24 protein-coding genes, 1 tRNA gene and 1 pseudogene are annotated in these 24,370 nt (G+C 49.5%); 12 read left to right on the top strand and 14 right to left on the bottom strand.

Translation table 11 applies throughout. From position 1 onward, the window contains the following. Window positions 1–56: 56 nt before the first annotated feature. The 4 genes from BLS62_RS14235 (at window position 57) to BLS62_RS14220 (ending at window position 3,728) form a co-directional block, all read left to right on the top strand. On the top strand, window positions 57–362 hold the full coding sequence (locus tag BLS62_RS14235; RefSeq protein WP_093181915.1) for a nucleoside triphosphate pyrophosphohydrolase family protein: 306 nt from the start codon (window positions 57–59) through the stop codon (window positions 360–362). Between the two features lie 114 nt (window positions 363–476). Continuing rightward, window positions 477–1,247 (top strand): DUF2793 domain-containing protein, encoded by a 771-nt coding sequence (locus BLS62_RS14230; protein ID WP_093181913.1) that lies wholly within the window; start codon window positions 477–479, stop codon window positions 1,245–1,247. 89 nt (window positions 1,248–1,336) lie between these two features. After that, on the top strand, window positions 1,337–2,113 hold the full coding sequence (locus tag BLS62_RS14225) for a glycoside hydrolase family 108 protein (protein WP_093181911.1): 777 nt from the start codon (window positions 1,337–1,339) through the stop codon (window positions 2,111–2,113). Between the two features lie 214 nt (window positions 2,114–2,327). Beyond that, window positions 2,328–3,728: an amidohydrolase gene (locus tag BLS62_RS14220; protein WP_093188929.1), complete on the top strand. Its 1,401-nt coding sequence runs from the start codon at window positions 2,328–2,330 to the stop codon at window positions 3,726–3,728. 153 nt (window positions 3,729–3,881) lie between these two features. Here BLS62_RS14220 and BLS62_RS14215 read toward each other — a convergent pair. The 5 genes from BLS62_RS14215 to BLS62_RS14195 form a co-directional block, all read right to left on the bottom strand. Then, window positions 3,882–3,958: transfer RNA gene (locus tag BLS62_RS14215), tRNA-Pro, on the bottom strand. Window positions 3,959–4,094: 136 nt separating this feature from the next. Further along, a complete protein-coding gene (locus BLS62_RS14210; protein ID WP_208990861.1) occupies window positions 4,095–5,363 on the bottom strand; it encodes an O-antigen ligase family protein in 1,269 nt (422 codons plus the stop codon). Further along, window positions 5,360–6,919 (bottom strand): undecaprenyl-phosphate glucose phosphotransferase, encoded by a 1,560-nt coding sequence (locus BLS62_RS14205; protein WP_093181908.1) that lies wholly within the window; start codon window positions 6,917–6,919, stop codon window positions 5,360–5,362. The genes BLS62_RS14210 and BLS62_RS14205 overlap by 4 nt, the downstream gene beginning before the upstream one ends. Then, complete coding sequence (locus BLS62_RS14200; protein WP_093181906.1) at window positions 6,916–8,145, bottom strand: glycosyltransferase family 4 protein; 1,230 nt, start codon at window positions 8,143–8,145, stop codon at window positions 6,916–6,918. Before BLS62_RS14200 ends, BLS62_RS14205 begins: the two co-directional genes overlap by 4 nt. 180 nt (window positions 8,146–8,325) lie before the next feature. Then, complete coding sequence (locus tag BLS62_RS14195; RefSeq protein WP_093181903.1) at window positions 8,326–8,883, bottom strand: polysaccharide biosynthesis/export family protein; 558 nt, start codon at window positions 8,881–8,883, stop codon at window positions 8,326–8,328. 223 nt (window positions 8,884–9,106) lie between these two features. Here BLS62_RS14195 and BLS62_RS14190 point away from each other — a divergent pair, with 223 nt between their 5' ends. Beyond that, window positions 9,107–11,479 (top strand): GumC family protein, encoded by a 2,373-nt coding sequence (locus BLS62_RS14190; RefSeq protein ID WP_093188923.1) that lies wholly within the window; start codon window positions 9,107–9,109, stop codon window positions 11,477–11,479. Between the two features lie 34 nt (window positions 11,480–11,513). On the opposite strand, the gene BLS62_RS14185 is transcribed toward BLS62_RS14190, so the two are convergent. Next, window positions 11,514–12,731, bottom strand: coding sequence for a GNAT family N-acetyltransferase (locus BLS62_RS14185; protein ID WP_093181901.1), 1,218 nt, complete (start codon window positions 12,729–12,731; stop codon window positions 11,514–11,516). A gap of 202 nt (window positions 12,732–12,933) precedes the next feature. Between BLS62_RS14185 and BLS62_RS14180 the strand changes: the two genes are divergently transcribed. Then, complete coding sequence (locus BLS62_RS14180) at window positions 12,934–13,980, top strand: polysaccharide deacetylase family protein (protein WP_208990860.1); 1,047 nt, start codon at window positions 12,934–12,936, stop codon at window positions 13,978–13,980. Here BLS62_RS14180 and BLS62_RS14175 read toward each other — a convergent pair. Beyond that, window positions 13,977–14,180, bottom strand: coding sequence for a DUF2842 domain-containing protein (locus BLS62_RS14175; protein WP_093181898.1), 204 nt, complete (start codon window positions 14,178–14,180; stop codon window positions 13,977–13,979). The two genes, BLS62_RS14180 and BLS62_RS14175, sit on opposite strands and share 4 nt — an antisense overlap. A gap of 291 nt (window positions 14,181–14,471) precedes the next feature. Between BLS62_RS14175 and BLS62_RS14170 the strand changes: the two genes are divergently transcribed. Next, window positions 14,472–15,557 carry a COX15/CtaA family protein gene (locus BLS62_RS14170; protein ID WP_093181896.1) on the top strand — a complete coding sequence of 362 codons (1,086 nt, stop codon included), beginning with the start codon at window positions 14,472–14,474 and terminating at the stop codon, window positions 15,555–15,557. A 121-nt stretch (window positions 15,558–15,678) separates the two neighbouring features. Here BLS62_RS14170 and BLS62_RS14165 read toward each other — a convergent pair whose 3' ends face one another. The 5 genes and pseudogenes from BLS62_RS14165 to BLS62_RS14145 form a co-directional block, all read right to left on the bottom strand. Next, on the bottom strand, window positions 15,679–16,962 hold the full coding sequence (locus tag BLS62_RS14165; protein ID WP_093181893.1) for an O-acetylhomoserine aminocarboxypropyltransferase: 1,284 nt from the start codon (window positions 16,960–16,962) through the stop codon (window positions 15,679–15,681). A gap of 346 nt (window positions 16,963–17,308) precedes the next feature. Next, window positions 17,309–17,749, bottom strand: a complete 441-nt coding sequence (locus BLS62_RS32830) for a CoA-binding protein (RefSeq protein WP_093188918.1) — start codon at window positions 17,747–17,749, stop codon at window positions 17,309–17,311. Between the two features lie 81 nt (window positions 17,750–17,830). Then, window positions 17,831–18,211 (bottom strand): annotated as a pseudogene (locus BLS62_RS32825) (DUF3052 family protein); the annotation flags it as partial. 8 nt (window positions 18,212–18,219) lie between these two features. Beyond that, the gene (locus BLS62_RS14150; RefSeq protein WP_093181891.1) at window positions 18,220–18,444 is read right to left on the bottom strand and encodes a hypothetical protein; all 225 of its coding nucleotides are present in this window, start codon (window positions 18,442–18,444) and stop codon (window positions 18,220–18,222) included. Further along, window positions 18,444–19,274, bottom strand: a complete 831-nt coding sequence (locus BLS62_RS14145) for an enoyl-CoA hydratase (protein ID WP_093181889.1) — start codon at window positions 19,272–19,274, stop codon at window positions 18,444–18,446. Before BLS62_RS14145 ends, BLS62_RS14150 begins: the two co-directional genes overlap by 1 nt. A 198-nt stretch (window positions 19,275–19,472) precedes the next feature. Between BLS62_RS14145 and BLS62_RS14140 the strand changes: the two genes are divergently transcribed. Beyond that, entirely contained in the window at window positions 19,473–19,910 is a 438-nt protein-coding gene (locus BLS62_RS14140; RefSeq protein WP_093181887.1) for a PaaI family thioesterase, read from the top strand. On the opposite strand, the gene BLS62_RS14135 is transcribed toward BLS62_RS14140, so the two are convergent. Then, entirely contained in the window at window positions 19,886–20,200 is a 315-nt protein-coding gene (locus BLS62_RS14135) for a hypothetical protein (protein WP_093181885.1), read from the bottom strand. The two genes, BLS62_RS14140 and BLS62_RS14135, sit on opposite strands and share 25 nt — an antisense overlap. Before the next feature lie 70 nt (window positions 20,201–20,270). Further along, entirely contained in the window at window positions 20,271–21,140 is an 870-nt protein-coding gene (locus BLS62_RS14130; protein WP_093188916.1) for a leucine-rich repeat domain-containing protein, read from the bottom strand. Window positions 21,141–21,790: 650 nt separating this feature from the next. On the opposite strand from BLS62_RS14130, the gene BLS62_RS14125 reads away from it, so the two are divergent. The 4 genes from BLS62_RS14125 to BLS62_RS14110 all read left to right on the top strand — a co-directional run bounded on the left by BLS62_RS14125 (window position 21,791) and on the right by BLS62_RS14110 (window position 24,357). Continuing rightward, complete coding sequence (locus BLS62_RS14125; RefSeq protein WP_093181883.1) at window positions 21,791–22,267, top strand: hypothetical protein; 477 nt, start codon at window positions 21,791–21,793, stop codon at window positions 22,265–22,267. A gap of 229 nt (window positions 22,268–22,496) precedes the next feature. Next, window positions 22,497–22,961: a 50S ribosomal protein L13 gene (gene rplM / locus BLS62_RS14120; protein WP_093181881.1), complete on the top strand. Its 465-nt coding sequence runs from the start codon at window positions 22,497–22,499 to the stop codon at window positions 22,959–22,961. Window positions 22,962–22,963: 2 nt separating this feature from the next. Further along, on the top strand, window positions 22,964–23,440 hold the full coding sequence (gene rpsI / locus BLS62_RS14115) for a 30S ribosomal protein S9 (RefSeq protein ID WP_093181879.1): 477 nt from the start codon (window positions 22,964–22,966) through the stop codon (window positions 23,438–23,440). Window positions 23,441–23,598: 158 nt separating this feature from the next. Beyond that, a complete protein-coding gene (locus BLS62_RS14110; protein WP_093181877.1) occupies window positions 23,599–24,357 on the top strand; it encodes a hypothetical protein in 759 nt (252 codons plus the stop codon). Window positions 24,358–24,370: the final 13 nt, after the last annotated feature.

Genomic DNA, 24,370 nt, shown 5'->3' with positions numbered 1-24,370 from the left:
GCTGAGGGAGAATGCCTGAAAAAATGTAATGCGTATAACAAGAGGGGTGGGCGACCATGGTGACCATTGAAAGCAGTGCGAGTATTGCAGCTTGGGGTGATCAAACTTTTGGCGAGGTTGCTGACCTTTACGCCTTGATTGACCGAGCGCAGGAAGAGCTGAATGCACTGTGCGAGACTGTTGCTAAAGGCAATAGTGCGCGTGATGTTGCATCGGAAGCTGCTGACATCGTTATACTCTTGCACAGATTGGTGGGTCTTCATGGGTCCGAGCTTTCTTTCGCGGTTGACGAAAAGATGGCTCGTAATCGCACCCGTATCTGGTCTCTGGCTGGTGATGGCACTGGTCGTCAGGTTGCTTGATGTGACGTGCGGCCTTCGTGCATGAAGGCTTTTTGCTGCTCTTTGTAGGTTTATTCCCCCAGCTGCGCTGAATGCTAGGCTTTGACTTGGGCTCAGCATTTTAGGGGAGAATCTATGAGTGAGATGACGGCTAATCTCAAATTGCCGATGATTGCAGCTGCGCAGGCACAAAAACATGTCACCCACAATGAGGCACTGGCCCTCGTGGACTTGGTGGTGCAGCTTTCGGTGATCTCCAACAGCACTGGTATTCCGCCTGCTGAACCAGCAGAAGGCGTACGCTATATTGTGCCGGTAGGTGCATCTGGTGCTTTTGCGGGACATGACCAGAAGGTTGCTGCTTTTGATGCTGGGATCTGGCGGTATTTAGCACCCTCAGAAGGGTGGGCCGCATGGGTTCAAAGCGCTGGCGTCATGCAGGTGTTTTCTGGTGGAGCTTGGGGCAGTTTTTCCTCCGTCAGCGGGCTTGGTACTGATCCGGCAACCGGCGGGCTTGCCTTTCAGCAAGAGCAGACCGTTTTGAGCGAAACAGCTCACGGGGCGCAAAGCCAATTCATCACCAAAGAAGAAGATCTTGTGCTTTCCGGTTCCAGTGTGGACAGCACGATCTTGATCCCAAACCGTGCAATCGTGTTTTGCGTGTCTACGCGCACGGTGGAAGCCGTTTCTGGTGCAAGCTCCTACGATTGCGGGTTGGCGGCTGAAAGCGGCAAGTTTGGTGGCTCCTTAGGGATCGCGGTTGGCTCAAACAATGCGGGTGTGATTGGTCCCTCCGCATTTTATTCAGATACACCCATTCGGCTCAAAGCCAATGGCGGGGCTTTTACAGCCGGTAAAGTGCGGATCGCCTTGCACTACTTCCTACCTGTTGTGCCGCAGATCTAGCTCTTCTCTTTTTCATATTTATCAGCTGCTTATGCAGTATTTTTGTACCTAAACGGAGCTCCTTATACCGTTTTTAGTGGGGTCGTAGCATGAAGAATAATTTTGAACTGGTCCTAACTGAGTTGTTGAGCATTGAAGGTGGGTTTGCCAACCGAAGTCATAAAGCGGATCCGGGAGGGCCGACGAATTTTGGCATTACTCAAGGTACTTTGAGTGCGTGGCGGGGGCGTTCGGTCAGTGTGCAGGAGGTGCGTACTTTGAGCCAAGCAGAAGCTATTGAGATTTTTCGCACGCAATACTGGGAAGCTGTTCAGGGTGATAAGCTGCCTTCCGGGTTGGATTATGCTCTCTTTGATTTTGCTGTGAACTCCGGGCCGGGACGTGCGGTGAAAACACTGCAAGCCCTTTTAGGGGTGGCTGCGGACGGGATTGTGGGGTTGCAAACGCTTGGGGCGATTAAACAACGGGTCGTTCTGGATCTGATTAATGCGCTTTGCACTGAACGACTTGCGTTTATGAAGAGGCTCAGGAACTGGACATACAACAAAAATGGATGGCCCCGGCGGGTTAGCACTGTGCAGGAGCGTTCTGTTGAGTTGGCGCGGAAACCAGAGGCAGCATCCAAAATACTTCCCGTTCTGGACGCAAAGGGTGCTGAGGGTGGTGCAAAAGCGCGCGGGGAGGAGACATCTGCTTTGAGCGCATGGTTGACGCCTGAAGGGCTTAGCAAAGCCGGGGTATTGGTCTCCGGGGTTTCCGGGGTTCTTGCCGGATCGGGGCCTTTGCAATGGTCTTTTGCTTTTGCGCTTGTCGCCGCAGTGGGGATTGGTGGTTACCTCATGGTGCAAAAGGAACGTGTGGCTTAGATCTTCGGCATTGCGGGGCCAAGGAGAGCGTGAACTGCTCGGCAAAACTCACGCTGCGGAGGCTTATTACTCCCCAAGAGAATGATGGTCACAAGTTGACTATAGTTAAAAATACCAATGCCACTCATCTGCAGTGTCTCTAATGTGTTTGCGAGCTCTCAGAATTTGGCAGGGTGCTCACCTATCGTTTTGCTTGAAAGGCATTGCAGCTCATATGAAGAAAATTGGCTTACTCTCTCTTCTCCTTGGTTTCACAGCGCTCTCAAACGCGAATGCAGGCGAAGCTGTTGATTTATTGATCACCAATGCGCAAATTTTGACTATGGATGCGCAGAAAACTGTTTTTGATCGCGGCCTTGTTGCTATCAAAGGCAATAAGATTTTTGCTGTAACGGACGGATCTGATAGCGCAGATTACACTGCAGAAAAAACCATTGATGCAGATGGCGATATTGTTATGCCGGGTATGATCAATGCTCATACTCACGTTTCCATGACCGTGTTCCGCTCGCTGGCTGATGATGTGCCAGATCGCTTGTACCGATATATCTTCCCACTTGAAGCGGCCCTGGTCTCACGCGATATGGTGCGTATTGGTGCTAACCTTGGCAACGTAGAGATGCTTAAAGGCGGTGTAACCACTTACGCTGACATGTACTATTTTGAGGATGAAGTTGCGAAGACCGTTGACCAAATTGGTATGCGTGCTGTGCTTGGTGAGACTGTGATCAAGTTTCCGGTTGCCGATGCGAAGAATGCTGAGGAAGGCATCAATTACGCTTTGAACTTTATTGAGGAATACAAGGATCATCCTCGTATTACGCCTGCGTTTGCACCTCACGCGCCATACACCAACACAACAGAAGTGCTGGTCAAGATAAATAAACTAGCGCAGGAAAAAGACGTTCCGGTCCTCATCCATCTCGCCGAATCTAAGCGCGAGAGTGAGAAGATTGAAAAACGTATGCCGGGCAAGACGCCAATCGGTTACATGGCGGAAATCGGTGCGCTTTCCGATAAGGTGGTAGCAGCCCATACCATTACAGCAAACGACGATGATATCCAGATTCTGAAGGATTACGATGTCGGCATCTCTCATAATATGAGTGCAAATATCAAATCCGCTAAGGGTGTTGCACCTGCATTGAAGATGTTTGATCAGGGTCTTCGCATTGGTCTTGGTACGGATGGACCTATGTCCGGTAATACGCTTTCCATCATTGATGAACTGGGTCAGGTTGCGAAGGTCCATAAGCTGGTCAACAAAGACCGCGCTGCGATGCCTCCTGTGAAGGTGGTTGAAATGGCAACCATCGGCGCTGCGCGTGCGCTTCACATGGAAGACAAGATTGGGTCTTTGGAAGTTGGCAAGTTGGCTGACGTGATCATCATCGACACCAAAGCGCCAAACATGGTTCCGATCTACAACCCATACTCAGCACTGGTTTATTCTGCTTACGCGACCAATGTGAGCACATCAATTGTTGATGGCCGTATCCTGATGGATAACCGGGACATCCTGACCGTTGACGAAGAGCAGATCCGCAAGGAAGCTGTCGCGTTTTCCGATGTGGTTCGCAAGGCTGTGATCGATAAAGGTGAGATCGTACAGTAAGCGAACTGTTTGAGCGACTACTGAGATTATGAGGAGGAGGCTGACTGTGTCGGCTCCCTTTTTTGTGGCCGAAAATGTGCTGGGACTTCGCCTTGTGGCTGGATGGATGTATCCACCAGCACAAGGTTCAAACTATTGGTTTTGTGAAAATAATGGTCGGGTAGGCCGGATTTGAACCGACGACCCCTTCACCCCCAGTGAAGTGCGCTACCAGGCTGCGCTACTACCCGAACCCTTAAGATACCCGCGCCTGGATGCGTGAAACGCAAATGCGAATACCGGATGAGCAGGCTAAGTGTTATGCCTGTCCATACAACTTTCCTACCCAATTCAGGGGGCTTGATCAAGGATCAAATGCGGACAGGTCTATTGTGTTGGTGGAAAACGCCGGTATCTGGAGATGCCAGCTTCAGCGGCTATCACTGCCCATAGGATGCCCAGTAACAGGAAGTAATGACGCCAGTGATCACTATCAATAATGAAACTTACACAGGCATGTAGCAAGAACGCAACATAGGCGCAGACAATGTATTTTTGCCATGGACGAGGCTTGAATACGAGGGGAAATGCCTTGATCAGCGTCCAGAATACAAGAGTTACATAGGATAGCCCTCCCAGCCAGCCATAGGTTGTAAAAGCTTTGAGGTAGGAGTTGTGCTCATCCTCTGGGAAGATGTTGGAAAAACCTCCTGCGCCGAGACCAAAGGGTGCCTCTGTGACCAGTGTGAAACCTGCGCCCCAGCGCCCAAACCGACCCAAACGGGCACCATCATAGTCTTGCACCAATTTTGCGCGCTGAGTGAACATCTCCGAAATTGAATCGATGGACAGAATTGCCAGTATCATGAGAAACAGACCGATGCCTGCCAAACCCAGTAGGCCCAGTAGTTTGAGGCGGGACATGGATCGGCGTTCATTGATGAACACCAGTAGAAAGACCATAAAGCTTCCGCCTAGGGTCATGCCCCAAGCAGCACGTGAAAAAGAGAGGAATGTGCCGAGCAGGAGGATGAGCAGCACACCGGCTTTGAAAAAATTCGCACGGATCGGTTTGGTCAATATATCGTAGACGATAAAGAGCGTTGGCAGCAATAAAAACGGGCCGTAGACGTTTGGATCTTTGAAAGTGCCCTTAGCGCGCCCGTAAAGGGTGAATTGATCGTACGCGCCCGGGAACGCGTTGAAGTACCCTGCTATCGCTAAAAGCGTCGCAAACAAAGCTGCTACCATGTAACCTTTCTCGATCCACTCCATTCTTTCCATATTTGCGGACAGCGTGGCTGCATAAAGGAAAGAGGAGCAGGCGAGAAAAACGGTGACTGCATAAAAAGTCAGAGCGTCTTTGGGGGCTTCTGCTGCTGGTAATGCCATAATTCCGCCGGCGATATAGAGGCAGAGCAGGACTAGGAGAGGAAGGGTATCTTTGCGCAATTCCAACCCGAAAAAAGACCAGCCCACGAGCAACACAGCAATCATCAGATCATAGGGAGCAGGCTCAATTATAACCAGCGCGCTCATCGCAGTGGCGAGGAACAAAAGCCCACGTGCTATTTGCTCTGCACCAATCATTAGCGGCACATACAAAAATGGGCGGGTTCGCTTTGTCGGGCTGTGTGGGCGCGCAAGGTCGGTCAATATGCGTTTTCCGTTTCAAACAAGCAGAACGGTGTTTTAAACAAAATATAAAGATCAAAGAAAACGGACCAGTTTTCAATATAGTAGATATCGCATTCTACACGCTTCTGGATTTTGTCTTCCGTATCTGTTTCTCCGCGCCACCCTTTGATCTGCGCCCAGCCAGTCACACCCGGTTTCACTTTATGACGGGCAAAGTAGCCGTCCACCACGTTTTCATAGAGGCGGTCTTCAGCCTTAGCAGAAAGGGCGTGCGGACGAGGGCCAACAAGTGAGAGTTGCCCCTTGAGGACGTTCATCAGCTGCGGCAGTTCATCAATGGAGGTCTTGCGGATGAAACGACCGATTTTTGTGACGCGTGAATCGCCCTTAGTCACCAGTTTTGACGCGCTTGCGTCTGTCATGTGGTGGTACATGGAGCGGAACTTGAAAACGTCGATGAGCTCGTTGTTAAAGCCGTATCGTTTCTGACGGAAAATCACAGGGCCGGGACTATCTAGCTTAATCAGGACCGCTGTTACCAACATGACTGGTGAGAGTACCAGCAGGGATAGGCTTGCGAAGAAGATATCAAAGGCACGCTTTGCAATTGTATCCCAGTCTGCGATTGGCTTTTCCAGCACATCGACGAAGGGCACTGCACCCACAAAGGATGAGGCTCGTTGACGAAAGCGCAGCTTATCTGCATGTGCAGAGAGGCGAATGTCCACCGGCAATACCCAGAGCTTTTCAAGCAGCTGAGTGATGCGTTTTTCTGCACGAATTGGGATTGTCACCAGCAACATGTCGATTTGAGCGATGCGGGCAAATTCAACAAGGTCGGAGATGTTTCCGAGCTTTTGGTAACCGGACACGCTTGGAGGTGAACGATCACCAGAGCGATCGTCAAAAATACCGCAAATCTCGATGTCGTTGTTTGGCTGGCGCTCCAGCTCTGCAATAAGGTCAGCGGCTGATTGACCACCACCCACGAGGACCGCACGGCGGTTGAGGCGGCCCGCTTTGGTCCAACGAACGATGAAGACACGCATGATCATGCGGAATACGATGAGTACGATCGCACCGCTGATGAACCAATTGAGCAGGAAGTTTTGCGGTATTTCTGCGGACGGCAAAACAAGGAGCAAAGATGAGATGAGGGCCGCGAACACCAGCGCCCATGCTGTCACCAGGCGCATAGCCTGGGCGAAGGTCTTTTGCAGAGCGTTTGTCTGATAAAGGTCTGCCATCTGAAATAGCATAACGCCGATCATAGAAGCTTCAAATAAGGCGAAGATCTGCCAAAGCGGTGAGATGTCGATTGATGGGCCGGTCAGGTAAGCGAGGATGCCTGTAAAGACAATAAGGGAGGCATCTGCGCTGCGCATAAGTCCGTCAAACACTTTTTTGGAGATGGTATTCGTGCGCAATTGCGCTGCAACCTCCAAAGCGTCCTGGGAAAGATTATTGTTTGTAGTGTCTTCGTTGTGCGCCACAGATGTTGAAAGGGCCTTCGCCTTATTCTTTTCATCAGGTGACGGCTTACCATCAAGAGCATTGATAGGATGTTTTATCATGATGCCGTGCGCCTAAGTGAGGGGCTGCGTGAATCTAATGTAGATTGTTGAACTGATTCTGCGAGCGCTTCCAGTCCGTTTTTTTCACTGCGAACTGGTTGATAAAGTTGAGTAATATTCTTTGCCATAACAGGTAGTGTGAAATGAGTTTTAAGATTATTTTGAAGATCCATAGACAGACGAGTTTGTGCGTCTTTGTGTGAAAGAGTCCACTCCAGTGCATTGGTCAGACTTTGTTGGTCATCCGGCTGCACCAGTGTTTCCTTATAATCTGCGTAGATCTCGGGGATGCCGCCAACGCGTGTGGTGATTAAAGGTTTTTGCGCAGCAAGAAGCTCCAGAACGATGTAAGGAAGGGCTTCTGCGCGTGAGGGGATAACAGCGATCTTGCCGAGTGGAAGTGCTTGTTTAAAAGGCAGATATCCGTAGAATCTTACGTGAGCTTGTAGGTTTTTGTCAGAGACCATCTTCTCGAACAGATGACGATCTGGACCTGCGCCCACAATTGCCAGAGTTGGTTTAGATGCATTTTTGCAATGTAAATCTGAGAGTGCGTTGATCAGCAGGTCAACACCTTTCAGCATGCGCAGTTCTCCAATAAAGAGAAGGTCTGCGGCTGTTTCGTTTTCTATGGAAACCTCAAACTCTGCGTCTCGCAGGCCGTTGTGCACGATCCTGTTGCGAGGCCCTTCGTTCTCAAGTCCAATTTTAGTGGCGTAGGCTTGTTTTTCAAAAGCGCTGGTGAAGACGATTGCATCCGTCAGTGGCTTCAGAAGTTTTTCCAGCGTGATGTAAACTTTTCCCGAGATCGTCGAGAGATCATAGTGCAAGCTTCCGCCGTGAGGGCTGTAAATACGTTGGGTGTTTGCTCCGCGAAGCTTCAGGGTTGTTCCGATTGTACGAGCCCAGACGCCACCTTTTGCACCATGTCCATGCAGCACATCCGGTCGTAAGGGGGTGATTTGCTTGGTGAGCTTGAAGAAGCTGAGCACATCTTTGGGACCGAGAGACCTTGCCATTGGGGCCGTCATCAAACCCAGTGACAGATCGGGTTTCATCTTGTCCAAAATCGCCTGTGTGGCAGGTGCTATGTCTTCAGAGGCGCACACAATGCCGAGCTCGTGACCCATTGCAATCTGAGTTTCTACCAAGTCCAGCAGATGACGAAACGCGCCGCCCCAAGGCGCACGAATGCAATGTATGATTTTAAGCTTGTCCGCAGACATGAGCAGCAATCTCCCCACCGCGCTATTTCAGTCTAATGCTCCCCAGCACAGACATCAGCGCAACTGTGTTTATTGCTAGCTTAAAATACTGTTTGACCTGTTAACCGCTAGGGTTAATTAAGCATTAATAGTAGGTTTTACTCTATAAACGCAAAGGCATGTGGTATGCATTGTTTGATATCAGAGCAGCCGTTCATGCACATAGATGGTGTCACCCGGACGTATTGGCGCGGTAACCGGAGCAGGACCACTGGCGACTTCTCCGCTTATCTGTCTTGTTAGATCGACACCTTGTTGGCGTGCTCGTGCTGTAAAGCCACCAGCTGTCGCAATCGCGTTCTGAATGGTCATGCCAGGTAGGAAGGCATACTGTCCCGCGTTTTTAACTTCACCCATGATAAAAACCGGCCGATATACAGCGACTTCAACCGATACATCTGGGTCACGGATATAACCGTTCTTCAGGCCTGCGCGAATAACAGATGCCAGTTGCTTGGGCGTTTTGCCAGTTGCGTTGATCTGGCCAATCAATGGGAATGCAAGACTTCCGCCCTGATCTACTTTGTAAGTGTTAGATAGATCTGCCTGACCAAAAACAATGATACGGACTTCATCACTTGCAGCTAATGTGTATGGCTGTACCAGTTCTTCATGAAAGGCAGGCTCTGGCTTTTGATAGGATGAGCAGCTCGTTAGTAGAGCCAGACCAGCAAAAACTGCAACATGGCGCAGGTACATCACGAAATCCTTTAAAATAATTAGGAGTATATTTCGCGCCTCAAAGTTAATAGAATATAAATATTGTAATAATCCTCTAATTATTTTTGGAAGATTAGTTGGGAACTTTGTCATTTCTTTCTAGCATTTGCTCTAGGGGCTTAAGAACTTGGTTACCCTGTCTATGCATTCTTATGAACATCGAACTGGTTTGTAATTCATTGATTCAACGGGGATGTGGGCTGTGCCGCAAGAAGATGTCTTTCTTGATATGGGCGTGCTGTTTAAAAAGGTGCTTAAAGGGTTCCTATGGGTAATTCCTTTTGCGGCACTTATTGCAGCTGGCACCTATTATATGGCCAGTAAACAGCCAGCCAAATACACCAGTGAATCTAAAATTCTTATCGACACTGCAAAAATCGTTCTTCCCGGGCAATTCCGCAATGGCGAACAGGAACGTTCTCTTTTAGATAAAGAAGGCATTGCCAGTCAGGTTCAGCTTTTACAATCGCGTGACCTTGCCCGTCGTGTGGTGCAGAAGTTAAGACTTGAGAGCAATCAGGTGTTTGCTGCAAAAAGTAAGCTAGGCCTTGTTGATCAACTGATGACCCAAGTGGGATTTGAGCCGTCTTCTGAGCAGGTTAGCCAGGCTGAGCGCGTTCTGAACAAGTTTACTGACAATCTAGATGTCTATCAGATCGATGGGTCTCGTGTGATTGCTGTGCGCTTTACCAGCAAAGATCCTGAGCTTGCTGCGACCATTGCAAATACGGTTGTTAAAGAATATCGCACTTTACAGGACAATGCGAAGCGCGCTGTTACGAACAATACGGCTGATGCTCTTGCTCCGCAGGTGAAGCGGCTGCAAAGCGAAGTAGAAGCTGCTCAGCAGGAAGCAGCAACGTTTCGTGCTGGCGCTGATCTGTTGCTTGGATCTGAAAACCGTACACTGAACCAGCAACAACTGGCCGAGCTTAGCTCTCAGGTTTCTGCTGCGATCGTTGCGCGTTCACAGGCAGAAGCACAGGCGAAACAGATTCGCGCGTTGCTGGACAGTGGCGGTTCGCTTGAAACAGCCACTCAGGTTTTACAGTCCTCTTTGATACAGCGATTGCGAGAGCGCCAGCTTGCGCTTGAAAACCGGATTGCTGAGCTTTCTTCGACACTGCTGCCGAATCATCCGCAGATCAAAGCGCTACGCTCTCAGCTGAGCGGGTATGAGAGGCAAATTCGAGCTGAGGCTCGTAAGATTGTTGTTGGCTTAGAAAATGATGCAGAAATCGCACAGGACCGCTACGCTGATTTAAACTCCAGAGTTGAAGAATTAAAAAAGCTGGCGGCTCGGTCTGGGGCTGATCAAGTGCGTTTGCAGGAGCTGGAGCGTGGAGCTCGCTCCAAGACCGAACAGCTGACCCAATTGCTCGTGAGTTTGCGTGAAGCGGAAGTGTTGCAGGGCGTTGGTGTCCTTAATGCTGATTCTCGTGTGATTTCTCGTGCATCTGTTCCAAGCAAAGCTTCTGGCAAAAAAGCCTCAGCACTTGCCGGTATTGTCGGGTTCGCCGCGTTTTTCCTAGGATGTTTGTGGAGCATCGTTCGTGCACTGATTTCAGGGGAGGCATTGCGCAGAGAATCGTTTGCGACGCCAGCAGCTCCTATTGCAAATCCGCGGGTCTCGAATGGAACTGCGGGCTCCAATGCGTTGGAAAATGTGGTAGCTGCTACAACCCAAAGTCACGCGCCTGTCGCTCCTCCTATTGAGTTGAAGGGGTCTTTTGAGGACGTTGAGGATCAGGTGAGTATTGAAGACGAGCCTTCGGAAGACACTCCTGTCGAAGAGTTAGCCTTAGAAGATGATCATTGTGAATCTGAGGATGATCATGATGATGTGGAAGAAGTGTTGGACGCTGAACTTGAGGAGGAAGAAGTCTCTGAGAGTGAAGAGGATATCATTGTTGAAGCTCTGCCGATCACCGGGGCAAAAGCTGACAATACCAATCAGCTGGAGCGTGTGCGCCGTGTTGTTGTTTTGAGCGTGGAAGATGAAACGCTTTCTTCTCGTGTGGCTTTGAGCTGTACACGCAAGATTGCGGCACGGGGCATTATGCCTGTTGTTGTAGAAGTGCGCTCCGAGGGCGGTGAAGCTACTCAATCGGTTCTTGCGGAAACTGCTTTGGAAGAAGTGGGGAATGTTCCTCAGATTGATGAGGATTCGGATCAGAGTAAGCCGGGTTTTGCTGAGTTGTTGGAAGGCGAGGCTGCTTTTACGAATGTGATTCACCGAGACCCAGTTTCGCGGGCGCATGTGATACAGTCGGGTTACATGCCTATTCGTGATGAGGTGGTGTATGGCGGACGCTACAATCTCATCATGGAAGCGTTAGATCTCACATATGATGTGATTGTTGCTGATCTGGGCTTGATTGAACCAAGCCTGATTTGCGCACAGATGCTGTCAGAAGCGGACCGTGTGATCATCGCTACAGATGGATCCCCTGCGGGACCTGAGCTCGAAAAAGCTCTTTCAATTTTGGAAAAACACACCAAAGCGCCTGTTGAAGTAGAGCGCGTGGTGAACAATGAAGCAGCGGCTTGGTTGCAAGTGGATATGGCGGCTTAAGAGCTGTCGATTTGCTGTTTGGTGTGTCCGGGGGTTAGCTCATAAGCCGTGCAAATGAACCTCTGATGTACCTGTAAAACTTCCAGAATTGTTGGTTGTTACGCAACTTGCGTTTTGCGATGAGTTTCAGGCTTTCCAGCTCAGCAGCAATTTTGCCCTTCAGTGTCAATGGCTCAATCCAATCCTGAAGAGATTCAGGTTCTGCCCACGACAGTTTGAAGCGCTCTTTTCCAAGCCCAAAATCAAAGATTGCAATACCTTCTTCGCACATGTCCTCAATAACGTGCTGCATGAGCAGTTCGCCAGGACTGTGACGCATCAATTCGCCGTTGATGATGGAGGTGGAATAGCAGTACAACCTATCTGCAGCCTTCAAGCTGAGGCAGGTGCTGATGATCTCGCCATCTAATCGCAGGCTGTAGATAATAGGCTTGGTTGGGCTCGTCCCACGGGAAAGGTTTGCAAATGCGTCGCGAATAAAGCTTTGGTAATTGAGCGATGAGAACGCCGTTGGAATGCCGGTTTCCGCCTGGCGCGTTTCGCGTTGGCCGATCATGGCATTGATGGCAGCCAATGTGCCTTCTGATGTTGTTTCAGTTATGAACTCAACTGTGCCCGATTGCTGTAGTTTGGTGAGCTTGCCGCGGTGCTTTTTTCGGGCAGCTTTAGAGCGTTTGGTTTTGACAAATTCTTCCGCAGGTTTTTGTAGTTCAAACGGATAGATTGCATTTGTGCTTGTAACGTCGTGCTCTCTGACTAGCGGATTTCGGTGTTTCCCAATGGTTCTAGGCATATTGCCTAGGCGGATCAGGTCAACGCCATACTCTTTTAGTGCATCGACAAGAGTGGGGCGAAGCCTCTCAATATCTTTTAGATTCAGAATCTGCTCTGACCAATAACCTGTATTCTGGTTGAAGATATCCTCGCCCAACCATTTTACTGATTTTACAAGATGGCGAGTCTGGACCGCGAGTGGGAGTAGGAAATGAATGGAATCTCGGTGGTATCCGGCAAGGAATAAAGGCGTAGCGTGTTCTTTATCTGCAATATGATCACACCAGCTTTTACACCATTCATATGCGTGATAAGGACTGCCAAGGTGCTGCTTCTCCAACCAAAGCCAATCTCCGTGAAGCTCGGACAGGCGATTCATTGGAATAAGTTGGATGGTAAAATCTTCCAAATCCACAGCATTTTCATGTTGCGCGTATGCGCTGACCTCACGATCTGCGATGGGTTGAGGAAGTGTCATTGATGATGCCCTAAATGAATTACGAGGAATTATTAGTTCCAAGCTCTTAATGAATCTCAAATTCTATTGGTAAGATCTACATAAATTGAAATTATTCGTAAATATTTGCCAGTTACAATTTGATACAGTTTCATATTGAGAAATGGGGTTCCCTGTGCGGATCACCTTCAAACATTTGATTATTAAATATGCGAGCTACCTCTTGAGTAGCAGTGGACCCGCACGGCTTTTTCGCGCCATGACTGCTGGAGATGGCGTTATATTTACGCTGCACCGGGTTTTGCCAGCGTCTGATCGTATGTTTCAACCCAATAAACTGCTTGAGATTACACCTGAGTTTCTGCGTGAAACTGTTGGGCAGGTTCGCGACGCAGGATATGAATTTGTGTCATTGGAAGAAGGGCTTCGACGGTTGGAGTTGCCCAGAGCTGAGCGGAACAAGTTTGCAGTTCTCACGTTTGATGATGGTTACAAAGATAACCGTGATGTGGCTTACCCGATTTTAAAGGAGCTGAATGTTCCTTTTACTGTTTTTGTAACCAGCGAATACAGCAATCACAATTCAGAACTTTGGTGGGTGATTCTTGAGCGGTTGATTGCTGACAATGATTCCTTGACCATACGACATAGGTCCACATCTCTTGTCTATCCTTGTGCCACGCTTGAAGAGAAAAATGAGGCGTTTGGTGCTGCTCGCGATGCATTAATTTGCAGGCTCACGGAAGAGGAACAACGCAGCGCAATTCGAGATGCTGCGGAGTGTTATGGTTTGGACTGGCGTGCGCTGTGTAAAGATTTGATCCTCTCCTTTGAGGATTTACGGGAGTTTAATCAAGACCCGCTGGTAACGCTTGGCGCGCATACGGATACCCATCCGATGTTGGCGCGATTGAGCAGTGCTGAAGATATGCGGCAGCACATTCAATCAGGTCTGGATGAAATGAAAGATCGTTTGGGGCTTGAGCCTGTTGTGCTGGCGTACCCCTATGGGTTTCCTGCTGCAGTTGATGAACGCTGTGAAGCTGTTGCTGAGGAAATGGGATTTGTGGCTGCAGTTACGACACAGCCGGGGACATTAAGGGCAGGGAGCCTGAAGCGACGGTTCCACTTGCCACGTGTGTCATTAAACGGAATGCACCAGAACCAGAGGATGGTTGATGTGTATCTGACTGGTGCAGCGTTTGTTGCGTATCATGCTGCGCGGCGCATCCGTAACGCATTGCGTGGGGTGATGAAGCAGAAAGCCTAGCGTTTTTTGTAGGTCCAGCTGATGATCATAGCTGCAGGTACGACCCAGATCAGGCCAGTAATGGCGAAGAAGACCAGTTTCAGGGACCAGTGTTGGTTTACCATTGTGATATCGCCGATTACCATGACGATGAAACAGTAGACCAGCACGAAACTCACCAGAAATACCATGCCAACAAATCGGCGCAGGGACGAAGCCATTCAGTTCTCCTTGAAAGCCCTTTGTCGTATGGGCTTTTCTTTTCTCCGCAAGCCATAGTTCAAATTACACATATTTTTCAAGTGGATCCTGCGTATAAAACGAGGGCGATTGTTCGTTGTTTTCCAGTTTTTACTCTAAGCGTATGACAGATCAGGCCTATTCCGGTTCAGTGGGGACACGGAAAAATCTAGGTAATTTGTCTAGAGTACTGTGCTGATCTACGGATTTTTCCTGATTTCTGCAGGGAACTGACCTATACAGGTTGCAAATGAGCTTATCGATTAGGTGCCATGACTATTCCTTTTTATAGTGCTGATCTTTCAGCAAAAGAAATTTCCGATCGCCGCCAAATTCGCGTCTGGTTGCTGTTCATTTGCTTCATTATTTTATGCATGGTTGTGGTTGGCGGGGCTACGCGGCTTACTGAATCGGGGCTTTCCATCACTGAGTGGAAGCCAATTCATGGTGCTATTCCACCGCTGAATGCGCAGGAGTGGGCGGTGGAGTTTGAGAAATACAGGCAGATCCCGCAGTACAAACTTCTCAATGATGGTATGAGCCTTGGTGAGTTTAAAAACATCTTCTGGTGGGAGTGGGGACATCGCCTGCTGGGCCGCGTTATCGGTCTCTTCTTCTTTGTGCCGTTGGTATGGTTCTGGGCACGTGGACAAGTTAGTTCCTGGCTAAAGCCACGGTTGGTTGTGGCATTTGCATTGGGTGGCTTGCAGGGCGCAATTGGGTGGTGGATGGTTGCTTCCGGGCTGGTGAACCGTGTTGATGTGAGCCAATACCGGTTGGCGATCCATCTGAGCGTGGCTTGTATCCTGTTCGCTTATCTCTATTATTTTGCTGGTGTGTTGAAGCAGCGGGCTGATCTGAAAATGGATGATTGGTCCGAGTTTGGGAAAGGTCTTGGTACGGCTTATGGTCTTGTTGGACTGGTGCTGTTCCAGCTTTTCCTTGGCGGTTTGGTGGCAGGGCTTAATGCTGGCCTCACATTTAACACGTGGCCGCTGATGGATGGGCAGATCATTCCTTCCGGCCTTTTCGTTATGTCACCAGCGTGGGCGAATTTTTTTGAGAATGTGATGATGGTGCAGTTCCAACATCGCATGGTGGCTTACGCGCTTGTTCTGGTTGTTTTCCTGCAGGGCTTCTATCTGGTTCGCGCAAACAGAGATGATGCGCTTAAACGCAATGCGAGCTGGTTGATGGTGGCCATCATTGTGCAGGTTGTTTTGGGTGTGTTGACACTCCTTGGCATGGTGCCGATGGATCGTGCACTTGCGCATCAGGCGATGGCGCTCATCGTTTTGGCTTTGGCAGTGGAGCAGGTTTGTTTGCTGCGCCGTGAGAAAGAAGCTGCTTTGCGATAATGAGTCGGATTGGTTGTTTAAGTGTTTGATCATAAATTAGAAAAGGCGCCTGCAGGGCGCCTTTTTTGTTCTCTTGCAATGTGTTGTTAGATTCATCCATCTAACTCATTGATGAATATGGTTATACCTTCTCAAGTGCCTGTTTCAGATCCCCGATGATGTCTTCAACATTTTCAATGCCGATGGACAGGCGCACCACGTCTGGTCCAGCACCTGCTGCTGTCTTCTGCTCATCTGTCAACTGGCGGTGTGTTGTTGAGGCGGGATGGATAACGAGAGAGCGTGTGTCGCCGATGTTGGCCAAATGTGAGAACAGCTCCAAGTTTTTCACCAGCTCTATGCCTGCCTCATATCCACCTTTCAGACCGAAAGTGAAGACAGCGCCAGCGCCTTTAGGGCAGTACTTTTGCTGTGCCTGATGGAACGGATCGTTCGTCAGACCAGAGTAGGAAACCCAACTGACGGCAGAATGAGTACTCAGGAACTCTGCTGTCTGGAGGGCATTATCGCAATGCTTTTGCATGCGCAGTGCCAGTGTCTCGATACCAGTTAGCAGCAAGAATGAGTTTTGCGGAGAAATTGCAGGACCCAGATCACGCAGGCCAAGGACTCGGCAGCAGATGGCAAATGCGATATTGCCGAATGTCTCATGGAGAACCATGCCGTTGTACTCAGGCCGTGGTTCTGTAAGCATCGGGTAATTGCCAGAGGCTGCCCAGTCGAACGTTCCTGCATCTACAATTGCACCGCCCATGGAATTGCCATGTCCGCCCATGAACTTGGTCAGGGAGTGGAGCACTATGTCTGCACCATGCTTGATCGGCTGGCACAGGTATGGGGTTGCCATTGTGTTGTCGACGATCAGCGGAACACCGGCTTCTTTTGCGACAGCTGAAATGCCGTCCATATCCATGACAATACCGCCGGGATTTGCCAGGGATTCAATGAACACGGCACGGGTATTTTCGTCAATCTGTGCGGCAAAGCTGGCTGCGTCGAGATCTTCTGCCCACTTCACGTCCCAGCCGAAGCTTTTGAAGGAATGACTGAACTGGTTGATGGTTCCGCCATACATGCGCTTGGATGCAACAACATTGCAGCCCGGTGTCATGAGTGCGTGGAGTGCTACAAGCTGCGCTGAGTGACCGGAGGCCAGCGCCAGTGCTGCTGTGCCGCCTTCCAGCGCTGCAACGCGTTCTTCCAATACAGCGGTGGTTGGGTTGGTGATGCGGGTGTAGATGTTGCCAAATGCCTGAAGGCCGAAGAGGGCGGCTGCATGGTCCACATCGTCAAACACGAAAGCAGTTGTCTGGTAGATTGGTGTGGTGCGTGCACCTGTTGTTGGATCAGGTTTTGCGCCAGCGTGAATTGCTAGGGTATCAAAGCCAGGAGTTGTTTCGCTCATGGGGCTGTCCTTTCAATGCTTTTGCAGGATGGCCTGATGCTGTGCAAGCAGGATGCCACAGCATCTCCCTTGAACAGGCACGTCCACAATCTGCTAAATTATATATATTTTCCCGACAGGAACTATGGGGGGGCAACTTAAGGTTGGCAAGCGTTGAGGGCTGAATGAATGCACTTCATCTGTTGCGGAAAGCTCAAGCTAACAGGTTGCAATTTGATGCGTGAAACTGAGTTTGCGTGCATTGAGGTGAAATTAGAATAATGTTCTATTTCGCGGTGTGGTGTTGGGCGTTGCTCTCAGCGGTTTGATCGTGAAATCTTGGCTGAGAGCAAGATGCTTTTAAGATTTAAGCCGCTTTAATTGCGGCTAGGCGCGGAATTTCGATTTTTGGACAGCGGTCCATCACCACGTTGATTCCCTTGGCCTGCGCGCGGCTTGCGGCTTCATCATTACGGACGCCGAGTTGCAACCAGATGGTTTTTGGTGGGGTTGGGAGCGCTAGTGCTTCATCAATCACGCCGCCAGCTGCCTCAGAATTGCGGAAGACATCAATCATGTCCGCTGGTTCTGGAAGGTCTGTCAGGGACGCATAGACTTTGGCGCCAGCAATTTCGTTACCTGCCTGGCCGGGGTTGATTGGGTAGACGGTGTATCCCTTACCCAGAAGATAGTTCAAAACGCGGTAGCTTGGGCGTTCCTCATTGGAGCTGGCACCCACCAAAGCAATGGTTTTGGTGGTGTCCAGAATTCCTGCAATGTAATCATCGGTGTAGTGATCGTGGTTCATGTTGTTATCATCTTTCTGCAATTTTTTAGCTGCCAGCTGCGCTTGCCGGTGCTGTGCGCGTAGCTCCTTACGAATGACAAGTTTGAGGCCGGACCAGATTGCATCCACTGCGCAGACCTTGATATCGACAAGCCCCAGAGGCAAGCAAATGTCTTTCACAGTCTCTTCGGTTACTTCCGAAGGGATTTTTGACGCTTTCTTGGGCCAGGACACCCAAACCATTCCGTCCGCATCCAGTTTCAATCGCAGCTTACATAAGAGATCAGCGAGTTCGCTTTGACCTGTGACAAAGATATGGGCAACGTCCACACCGGTTTCCAGAGTTGGTTGCAGTGTTAAGCCTTCAACACCTGATGCTATCTCATCGGAAACAGATTTAGGTCTATTGTAGTGCCAGCAAGTCATGCCGGGCTTCAGACCTAGTTTTTGTGCTAGTGACTTTTTGGAATACCCGGCATTCATTGATTGACCTACGTTTTGTTCAATATAATTTGTACAAGTTCTAGGGCAGCTTTTTCGTCCAGTTGAATGACCTGGCTTGTTTTGCCGGGAAATTCTCGATTTTGTCTGCCATAGGTTTCTATCTGAATAATTGAATTGCCATCCACGTCCTGTTTGTACACGGTTGCAGGAATCCCATCGTGAATTTTAAGATCTTTCTTGCTGCCCAATTTAAATTCAGTAATACGAGCCATCAGTTGTCTTTCCAGTCTGGCTTGCGCTTTTGGAGGAAGGCGTTGATGCCTTCTTCAGCGTCGTTGGCCAGCATGTTTTCTGCCATGACCTGAGAGGTGTAGGCGTAAGCTTCTGCCAGAGGCATTTCAGCCTGTTTGTAGAAGGCTTCCTTGCCAGTCCTCACGGTTAAAGCAGATTTGGAAGCAATAGCCTCAGCGTATTTTTGAACCACGACTTCCAGGTAATCTGCCTGAACCACGCGGTTGATTAAGCCGTATTCTTTTGCGGCTGATGCATCGATGCTTTCACCTGTTAGCAGCATTTCCATTGCTTGTTTGCGGCCTATATTGCGGGTGAGGGCAACCATTGGAGTGGAGCAGAACAGGCCGATATTGACGCCCGGAGTGCAGAATGTGGCTGTATCCAGTGCCAGCGCCAGATCACAAGAGGCGACCAACTGGCAGCCAGCAGCTGTTGCAACACCGGTGACGACGGCGATGACGGGCTTTGGCAGGTTTACGATTTTTTGCATAAGCACAGCACATTGATCAAAAGTCTGTTGGTAGAAGACTTTGCCGCCGTCTGCTTTTGCCCGTGCCGCTGTCAGTTCTTTCAGGTCATGACCTGCGCAGAAGACTTTACCTTCCGCGCCAAGAAGCACAACGCGCACTTCCGGGTTCTTTGCGGCTTCATCCAGTGCGTCGCAGAGTTCCTTCATCATGGCCATGGAAAGGGCATTCATGCGTTTTGGACGCTGCATTACAATGCGCTGAACACCATTGTGCAGGAGCTTGCCCAGCATTGGGCGGTCTTCGTCTGCTTGTTCCTTTGTGGTGGCTGCTTCAGACATGTTCTCTCTCCGTGGTGCTCTTATCGTGCTAGGGATGCCTTATGTGGGCATCCACTTTTCTATTGGGTGTTAAGTCACACAGTGAACAAAACATGAGCCTAGCGCAATGGTTTAGGACTTTTGTTCATCTGGTAATTTTGCATCTGGTCCACCAGTATCACCGTTTACGTAAAGGGGAGGGACTTCGTGGTTAGTGGAATGGTAGAACCAGCAGTTAAAATGGGGCCTGAGGAACTTACTGGGTTTCTTGATAAAATTTTCCCGCAGATGCATGCGCTTGGGCGTGTTTTCTTTATTGATGAGATTTTGCCAAACAAGGCCGTTGTCCGTTTAAAAGCCAATGATTCACATTTGCGTCCTGGTGGAACGGTATCCGGCCCCTCGCTGATGACCTTGGTGGATTACGCGGCCTATGTGGTGTTGCTTGGCAATATGGGGTTGCAAGCGCTTGCTGTGACGACCAACATCAACATTAATTTCCTGCGTAAGGCAAACGCCGGCGATATGATCGCAACTTGCCGCATTTTGAAGGGTGGTAAGCGCCTTGTGGTGATGGATTGCGAGATTGTGCGTGAGGGCAGTGACGAGCTAATCGCTCATGCGACAGCAACCTACTCTATGCCGCCTGCCAAATAATTGAGAGCGTGTTGTTGTGGTGAGTTCAGGCGTGAGGTTGGGCATCCATCTTCTACCTTGCGCCACATTGGGTTGTTGAGCGCCATTTGACATTGGGCGAGGTAAGTTGTTCCATCAACGCTCAAGCAAGCTAAATCACCCAGTTCGATCCTTTGTCCGCGATTGGTGCAATAGCAGTCTGGCGTCTTGAAGAGGCTTCTGGGTCGTTTGAGAAAACGCCCGCTGTCAGCAACCGCGCTGAAGGCACTGCCTGTCAAAAGCAGGAGTGTGATGAGGAATAGACGTGTCATTCCTCATGATAGGCCACAGCTTGTTCGCCGCTACCTCTATATTTTCGTGATGGTAAATTATGGGGACACCTTACAGATAGATGAGTGTGCCTTGTGTGCGGAGTTGTTCAAACCAAGTCGGTTCCTTAGTAAGGCGCGTCCAACGCAGGTCCAGTTTTCTCAAGGACTTAAGATAGCGCAGGGCCTCGGGTAATGTTTCAATTGGGTTTACTCTGAGATCCAGTTGATAGAGATTTTGCAGGTTACCAATGCTTTCGGGTAAATGAGTAATCTGATTGTTGCGTAAATCCAGCACCTCCAAAGCTGAGAGCTCTCCTAGATTGCTGGGCAGGGCTGTTAGCTGGTTGTTACGCAGATAAGCTTCACGCAGGGCGGTGAGCTCTGAAAAACTATGTGGCAGCTCTTTCAAACAATTGCCGTAAAGGCGCAGTTCTTTGAGTTGCTTCAGCTTGCCAAGCGTTTCCGGGAGCTTTGAGATTTTGTTGTCTGTGCAACCCAGATACTCCAGCGATACAAGGTCTCCGATGCTAACTGGCAGCGTTGTCATATCCGTATTGCTTGCGTACAGCACACGGAGTTTTTTCAAGGCACCGATGTTTGCTGGCAGGTTCTGAAGAGGTTGGTGGCTGAGGTCCAGAATTTCCAGACTGAGTATTTTCGCCAGTCCAGCTGGTAACTCACGAAGCTTGCAGCCGAAAATATAGAGCTCTCGGAGCTGACTAAGGCTGGAGATCTCTTCTGGAAGCTTACTTATTGGGTTTTCGCCAAGATAGAGGCTTTTGAGCTCTGTGTAGTTCAAGACCTCTGCTGGCAGGTTAGTCAGCTCGCACTTTGTGAAGGCGAGGTCTGTTGGGATGCCAGCCGCCATGACTGCGCAGGGCACCCCATCTTGTCGGTGTCTGATTGTTTCCAGTTGCTTGTATGGTTCGATATTTTTCATGTGCATGATGGTCTTCGGTATTCTGGTGATTGAGGTGTTAGCGAAGAAATGCTCTTGCAGGAACGCGAGTACATCAAGTGCAAACACGTTTTTCAAAGCTGTGAGAAAGGCTGGTCAGCGCTGCGTCCTGTGAGAGGCAATAGATAGGAAGTGGTTCTTCCGATCCCTTAGGCGTCCTGCTGCGTGGGTTTTGGAGTGTAATCTGCTGTAACGCGGAGGTGTCAGCTATAGCGTGACCAATATGCGGCGTATTTGGATCGACAGTTATCAGAATTTGTAGGTCAGTAGCGTGTGCTAGGAGAGTTGCGGAAAGGCAAGGGCTGAAGATTGAAATGCGTAAAGCTGACTGCATTGTTCACTCTCAATAGCGATGGAAATATTTGGAAACTGCGCATAATCGATTCGATCAGGAGGGCACAAAAATGAGTTCCTCCCATGTTATCCCATGTAGAGGGGATAATACCCGTGGATCTGTTCTGCGTTGAAATGCTTAAAACCGTAGTTTGCTGAATTCTTTGAGTTAAATTTGTATCAAAGTTGATTTGCTGGTTGATCCATTCTCTAAAAACCACTTAAAATTCAGGGACTAGGCCAGAGCAAAGTTTGTGAAGGGGGTGTTTCATGAATTTTGCTAAAGTGGGAGCGGGCAAGTGTTCTATCGTGTGTATTTGGGGTACCTCTTTGATTTTCTATTGTTACCTCTGCGGTTTAGCTCGCTTATTGCGTCCATAGCGTATGTTGGTTTTCTTGCCATCAATATTGTGTTGATTCTGGCGGTTCCTGCATTCTTTGATTTGTATGTGGCTGCGGTACCGCGGGTCTTTGCGGAATTTCGCGCCACCCTGTTTTATCAGGATACTGCGTTTCTTGGTGAACCGGTTGTGTTTGCCAGCCTTGTGTTCTTCAACCTGTTGCTTGCCAATGCAACCCTCACCACGCGGCTCACCAGCAGTCGCAGGCGGTTTTTCTATCCAACTCACTACACGCCGATCAATTTGCGCGAGTATCGTGTTGCGTTGCTTGGGGCCGGTTATTACCTGAGCTGCTACAGCGCCAATCTTATTTTCTATGAATTGCAGGTGGATGACCTGATTTTGACCGCTGCGCGGGCGGCGGGCGTTTCTTAGGCTGTGAATCTTCAAGATTCATGCGGAAAACGTGTGGTATTATGATACCTAATTTGTAACTTATTGATTTTATTGGTTAATTTACTTAGTGGTGTATTTTTTAACTCTTGACGTGATGAGCAAGCTCGCGTATCTCCCTGATCCTACACGGTGCTTCTTGTTTTGGTTCAATTGGACTTGAACAAGAAAATACCCAAGAATTTTAACCGTCAAAACTACGGTAGATCTTATGAAGACTCATTCCACCAAGGTGGCTGAGGTCGAGAAGAAGTGGATCTTGATCGACGCAGAGGGTGTTGTTGTTGGCCGTTTGGCTGCATACATTGCTAATCATTTGCGCGGCAAGCACAAACCGACCTTTACACCACACATCGACGATGGTGATTACATCATCGTAATCAATGCTGGCAAGGTTCACCTGACAGGCAAGAAGTACGAAAGCAAAAAGTACTACTGGCACACAGGTTACCCTGGCGGTATTAAAGAGCGTACTGCTCGTGCCCTGATTGAAGGTCGTTTCCCAGAACGTGTTCTGGAAAAAGCTGTTCAGCGCATGATGCCAGGTGGCCCTCTTTCCCGTGCACAGTTGAGCAACTTGCGTGTTTACGCTGCTGCAGAACATCCGCATGAAGCTCAGTCCCCAGAACTCGTGGACGTTAAGAGCATGAATGCTAAGAACGCGAAGCGGGGTTAATTATGTCTGAGCTACAGTCCCTTGAGGAACTGGGCGGCGCAATCGCCCCTAGTGAAAACGCGGCTCCTGTACATGTACAGAAGCTTGATTCACTTGGTCGTGCATACGCAACCGGTAAGCGTAAAGACGCTGTCGCACGTGTATGGATCCGACCAGGCACTGGCAAGATCGTTGTGAACGGCAAAGAGTACGCTGAGTACTTTGCGCGTCCAGTTCTGCAGCTGATCCTTCGTCAGCCTATCATGCTCACAGAGCGTGATGGCCAGTACGATATCAACGTTACTGTTGCTGGTGGTGGTCTTTCTGGCCAGGCTGGTGCTGTGCGTCACGGTATCTCTAAAGCCCTTACTTACTACGAGCCTGCATTGCGTCCGGCTCTGAAGAAAGAAGGCTTCCTTACTCGTGATAGCCGTGTTGTTGAACGTAAGAAGTACGGTAAGCGTAAAGCTCGTCGTTCATTCCAGTTCTCCAAACGCTAATACGCGACTGGAAACAGTTTTTGAGAAGGGCCGCCCAGTGGGTGGCCCTTTTTTTGTTTGCGGTGGGCGCGGTGGATTGGGTGTGGTCGTTAAATATGACGGATTGCTGCTCGTGTTCCTTTGTTATCTAGTTGGGCTCTCTGAATTGCGAGAGTGTCATGCTGGATTTATGGAAAAAACACGTCAAAAGACCGTTGAAGAAGCGCCGCCTTGAACGCGGGCGAGCGCGTCTTGAACAACAATACGAGAAAATAGGAGATCCAAAGAGTTACCCGGTTGGATCACGGGGTTGGCTAGCAGCTACAGAGAAAAAATATGGGGGCCTCGTCCAAGGCGTGAAGCGCCGTGCTTACTCTGCCTTTGATAGCCGTAGTGAGGCTATGTTGAAAACCGGTGGGATGCAGGGCGGTGATCGTATGCATCACCACGGATACGGCGCTGACTACGAGCACTTTCTGAAGGCTTTTATAAGGAGGCGTTTTGAAGAGTGTGCCATCGTCGAGGTTGGGATTTTAAGAGGGACTGGGCTGGCTTTATGGCGAGATATGTTTCCCAATTCCGATGTGCTCGGTTTGGATATTGATTTGTCCAACTACAACGCCCATCTTCCAAAAATGTTAGGGCTTGGTGCTTTTGCTAATGGAGCCGCAGAGACGCATATTTTTGATCAGTTTGTTGATGGGAAGGAGAGGCTCTCAGAGATTCTGAACGGTCGGAAGATTTCCATTGCTGTTGATGATGGTGTTCACTTTGAAAAAACGATTTTCAAAACTGCCGAAGGAATGAAACCGTTCTTGGCTGAAGAGTTTGTTTATTTTGTCGAGGATAATGGGGCGGTCGTTGAGGGCTTGCGCAATATTTTCCCTGATGCTGATGTGTTCTCGCGGGGAGAGTTAACAGTGATATGCCGAAACTGATTGAGGCGGTGGT

Source organism: Pseudovibrio sp. Tun.PSC04-5.I4, assembly GCF_900104145.1.
GTDB lineage: Bacteria > Pseudomonadota > Alphaproteobacteria > Rhizobiales > Stappiaceae > Pseudovibrio.
This window is presented reverse-complemented; position numbering and strand designations above follow the sequence as displayed.

Excerpts from the sequence above, each read along its gene's own strand:
- BLS62_RS14235 (WP_093181915.1), top strand. The coding sequence starts at position 57 with ATGGTGACCATTGAAAGCAGTGCGAGTATTGCAGCTTGGGGTGATCAA.
- BLS62_RS14230 (WP_093181913.1), top strand. The coding sequence starts at position 477 with ATGAGTGAGATGACGGCTAATCTCAAATTGCCGATGATTGCAGCTGCG.
- BLS62_RS14225 (WP_093181911.1), top strand. The coding sequence starts at position 1,337 with ATGAAGAATAATTTTGAACTGGTCCTAACTGAGTTGTTGAGCATTGAA.
- BLS62_RS14220 (WP_093188929.1), top strand. The coding sequence starts at position 2,328 with ATGAAGAAAATTGGCTTACTCTCTCTTCTCCTTGGTTTCACAGCGCTC.
- BLS62_RS14205 (WP_093181908.1), bottom strand. The coding sequence starts at position 6,919 with ATGATAAAACATCCTATCAATGCTCTTGATGGTAAGCCGTCACCTGAT.
- BLS62_RS14200 (WP_093181906.1), bottom strand. The coding sequence starts at position 8,145 with ATGTCTGCGGACAAGCTTAAAATCATACATTGCATTCGTGCGCCTTGG.
- BLS62_RS14195 (WP_093181903.1), bottom strand. The coding sequence starts at position 8,883 with ATGTACCTGCGCCATGTTGCAGTTTTTGCTGGTCTGGCTCTACTAACG.
- BLS62_RS14185 (WP_093181901.1), bottom strand. The coding sequence starts at position 12,731 with ATGACACTTCCTCAACCCATCGCAGATCGTGAGGTCAGCGCATACGCG.
- BLS62_RS14175 (WP_093181898.1), bottom strand. The coding sequence starts at position 14,180 with ATGGCTTCGTCCCTGCGCCGATTTGTTGGCATGGTATTTCTGGTGAGT.
- BLS62_RS14170 (WP_093181896.1), top strand. The coding sequence starts at position 14,472 with ATGACTATTCCTTTTTATAGTGCTGATCTTTCAGCAAAAGAAATTTCC.
- BLS62_RS14165 (WP_093181893.1), bottom strand. The coding sequence starts at position 16,962 with ATGAGCGAAACAACTCCTGGCTTTGATACCCTAGCAATTCACGCTGGC.
- BLS62_RS32830 (WP_093188918.1), bottom strand. The coding sequence starts at position 17,749 with ATGAACCACGATCACTACACCGATGATTACATTGCAGGAATTCTGGAC.
- BLS62_RS14150 (WP_093181891.1), bottom strand. The coding sequence starts at position 18,444 with ATGGCTCGTATTACTGAATTTAAATTGGGCAGCAAGAAAGATCTTAAA.
- BLS62_RS14145 (WP_093181889.1), bottom strand. The coding sequence starts at position 19,274 with ATGTCTGAAGCAGCCACCACAAAGGAACAAGCAGACGAAGACCGCCCA.
- BLS62_RS14140 (WP_093181887.1), top strand. The coding sequence starts at position 19,473 with ATGGTAGAACCAGCAGTTAAAATGGGGCCTGAGGAACTTACTGGGTTT.
- BLS62_RS14135 (WP_093181885.1), bottom strand. The coding sequence starts at position 20,200 with ATGACACGTCTATTCCTCATCACACTCCTGCTTTTGACAGGCAGTGCC.
- BLS62_RS14130 (WP_093188916.1), bottom strand. The coding sequence starts at position 21,140 with ATGAAAAATATCGAACCATACAAGCAACTGGAAACAATCAGACACCGA.
- rplM (WP_093181881.1), top strand. The coding sequence starts at position 22,497 with ATGAAGACTCATTCCACCAAGGTGGCTGAGGTCGAGAAGAAGTGGATC.
- rpsI (WP_093181879.1), top strand. The coding sequence starts at position 22,964 with ATGTCTGAGCTACAGTCCCTTGAGGAACTGGGCGGCGCAATCGCCCCT.
- BLS62_RS14110 (WP_093181877.1), top strand. The coding sequence starts at position 23,599 with ATGCTGGATTTATGGAAAAAACACGTCAAAAGACCGTTGAAGAAGCGC.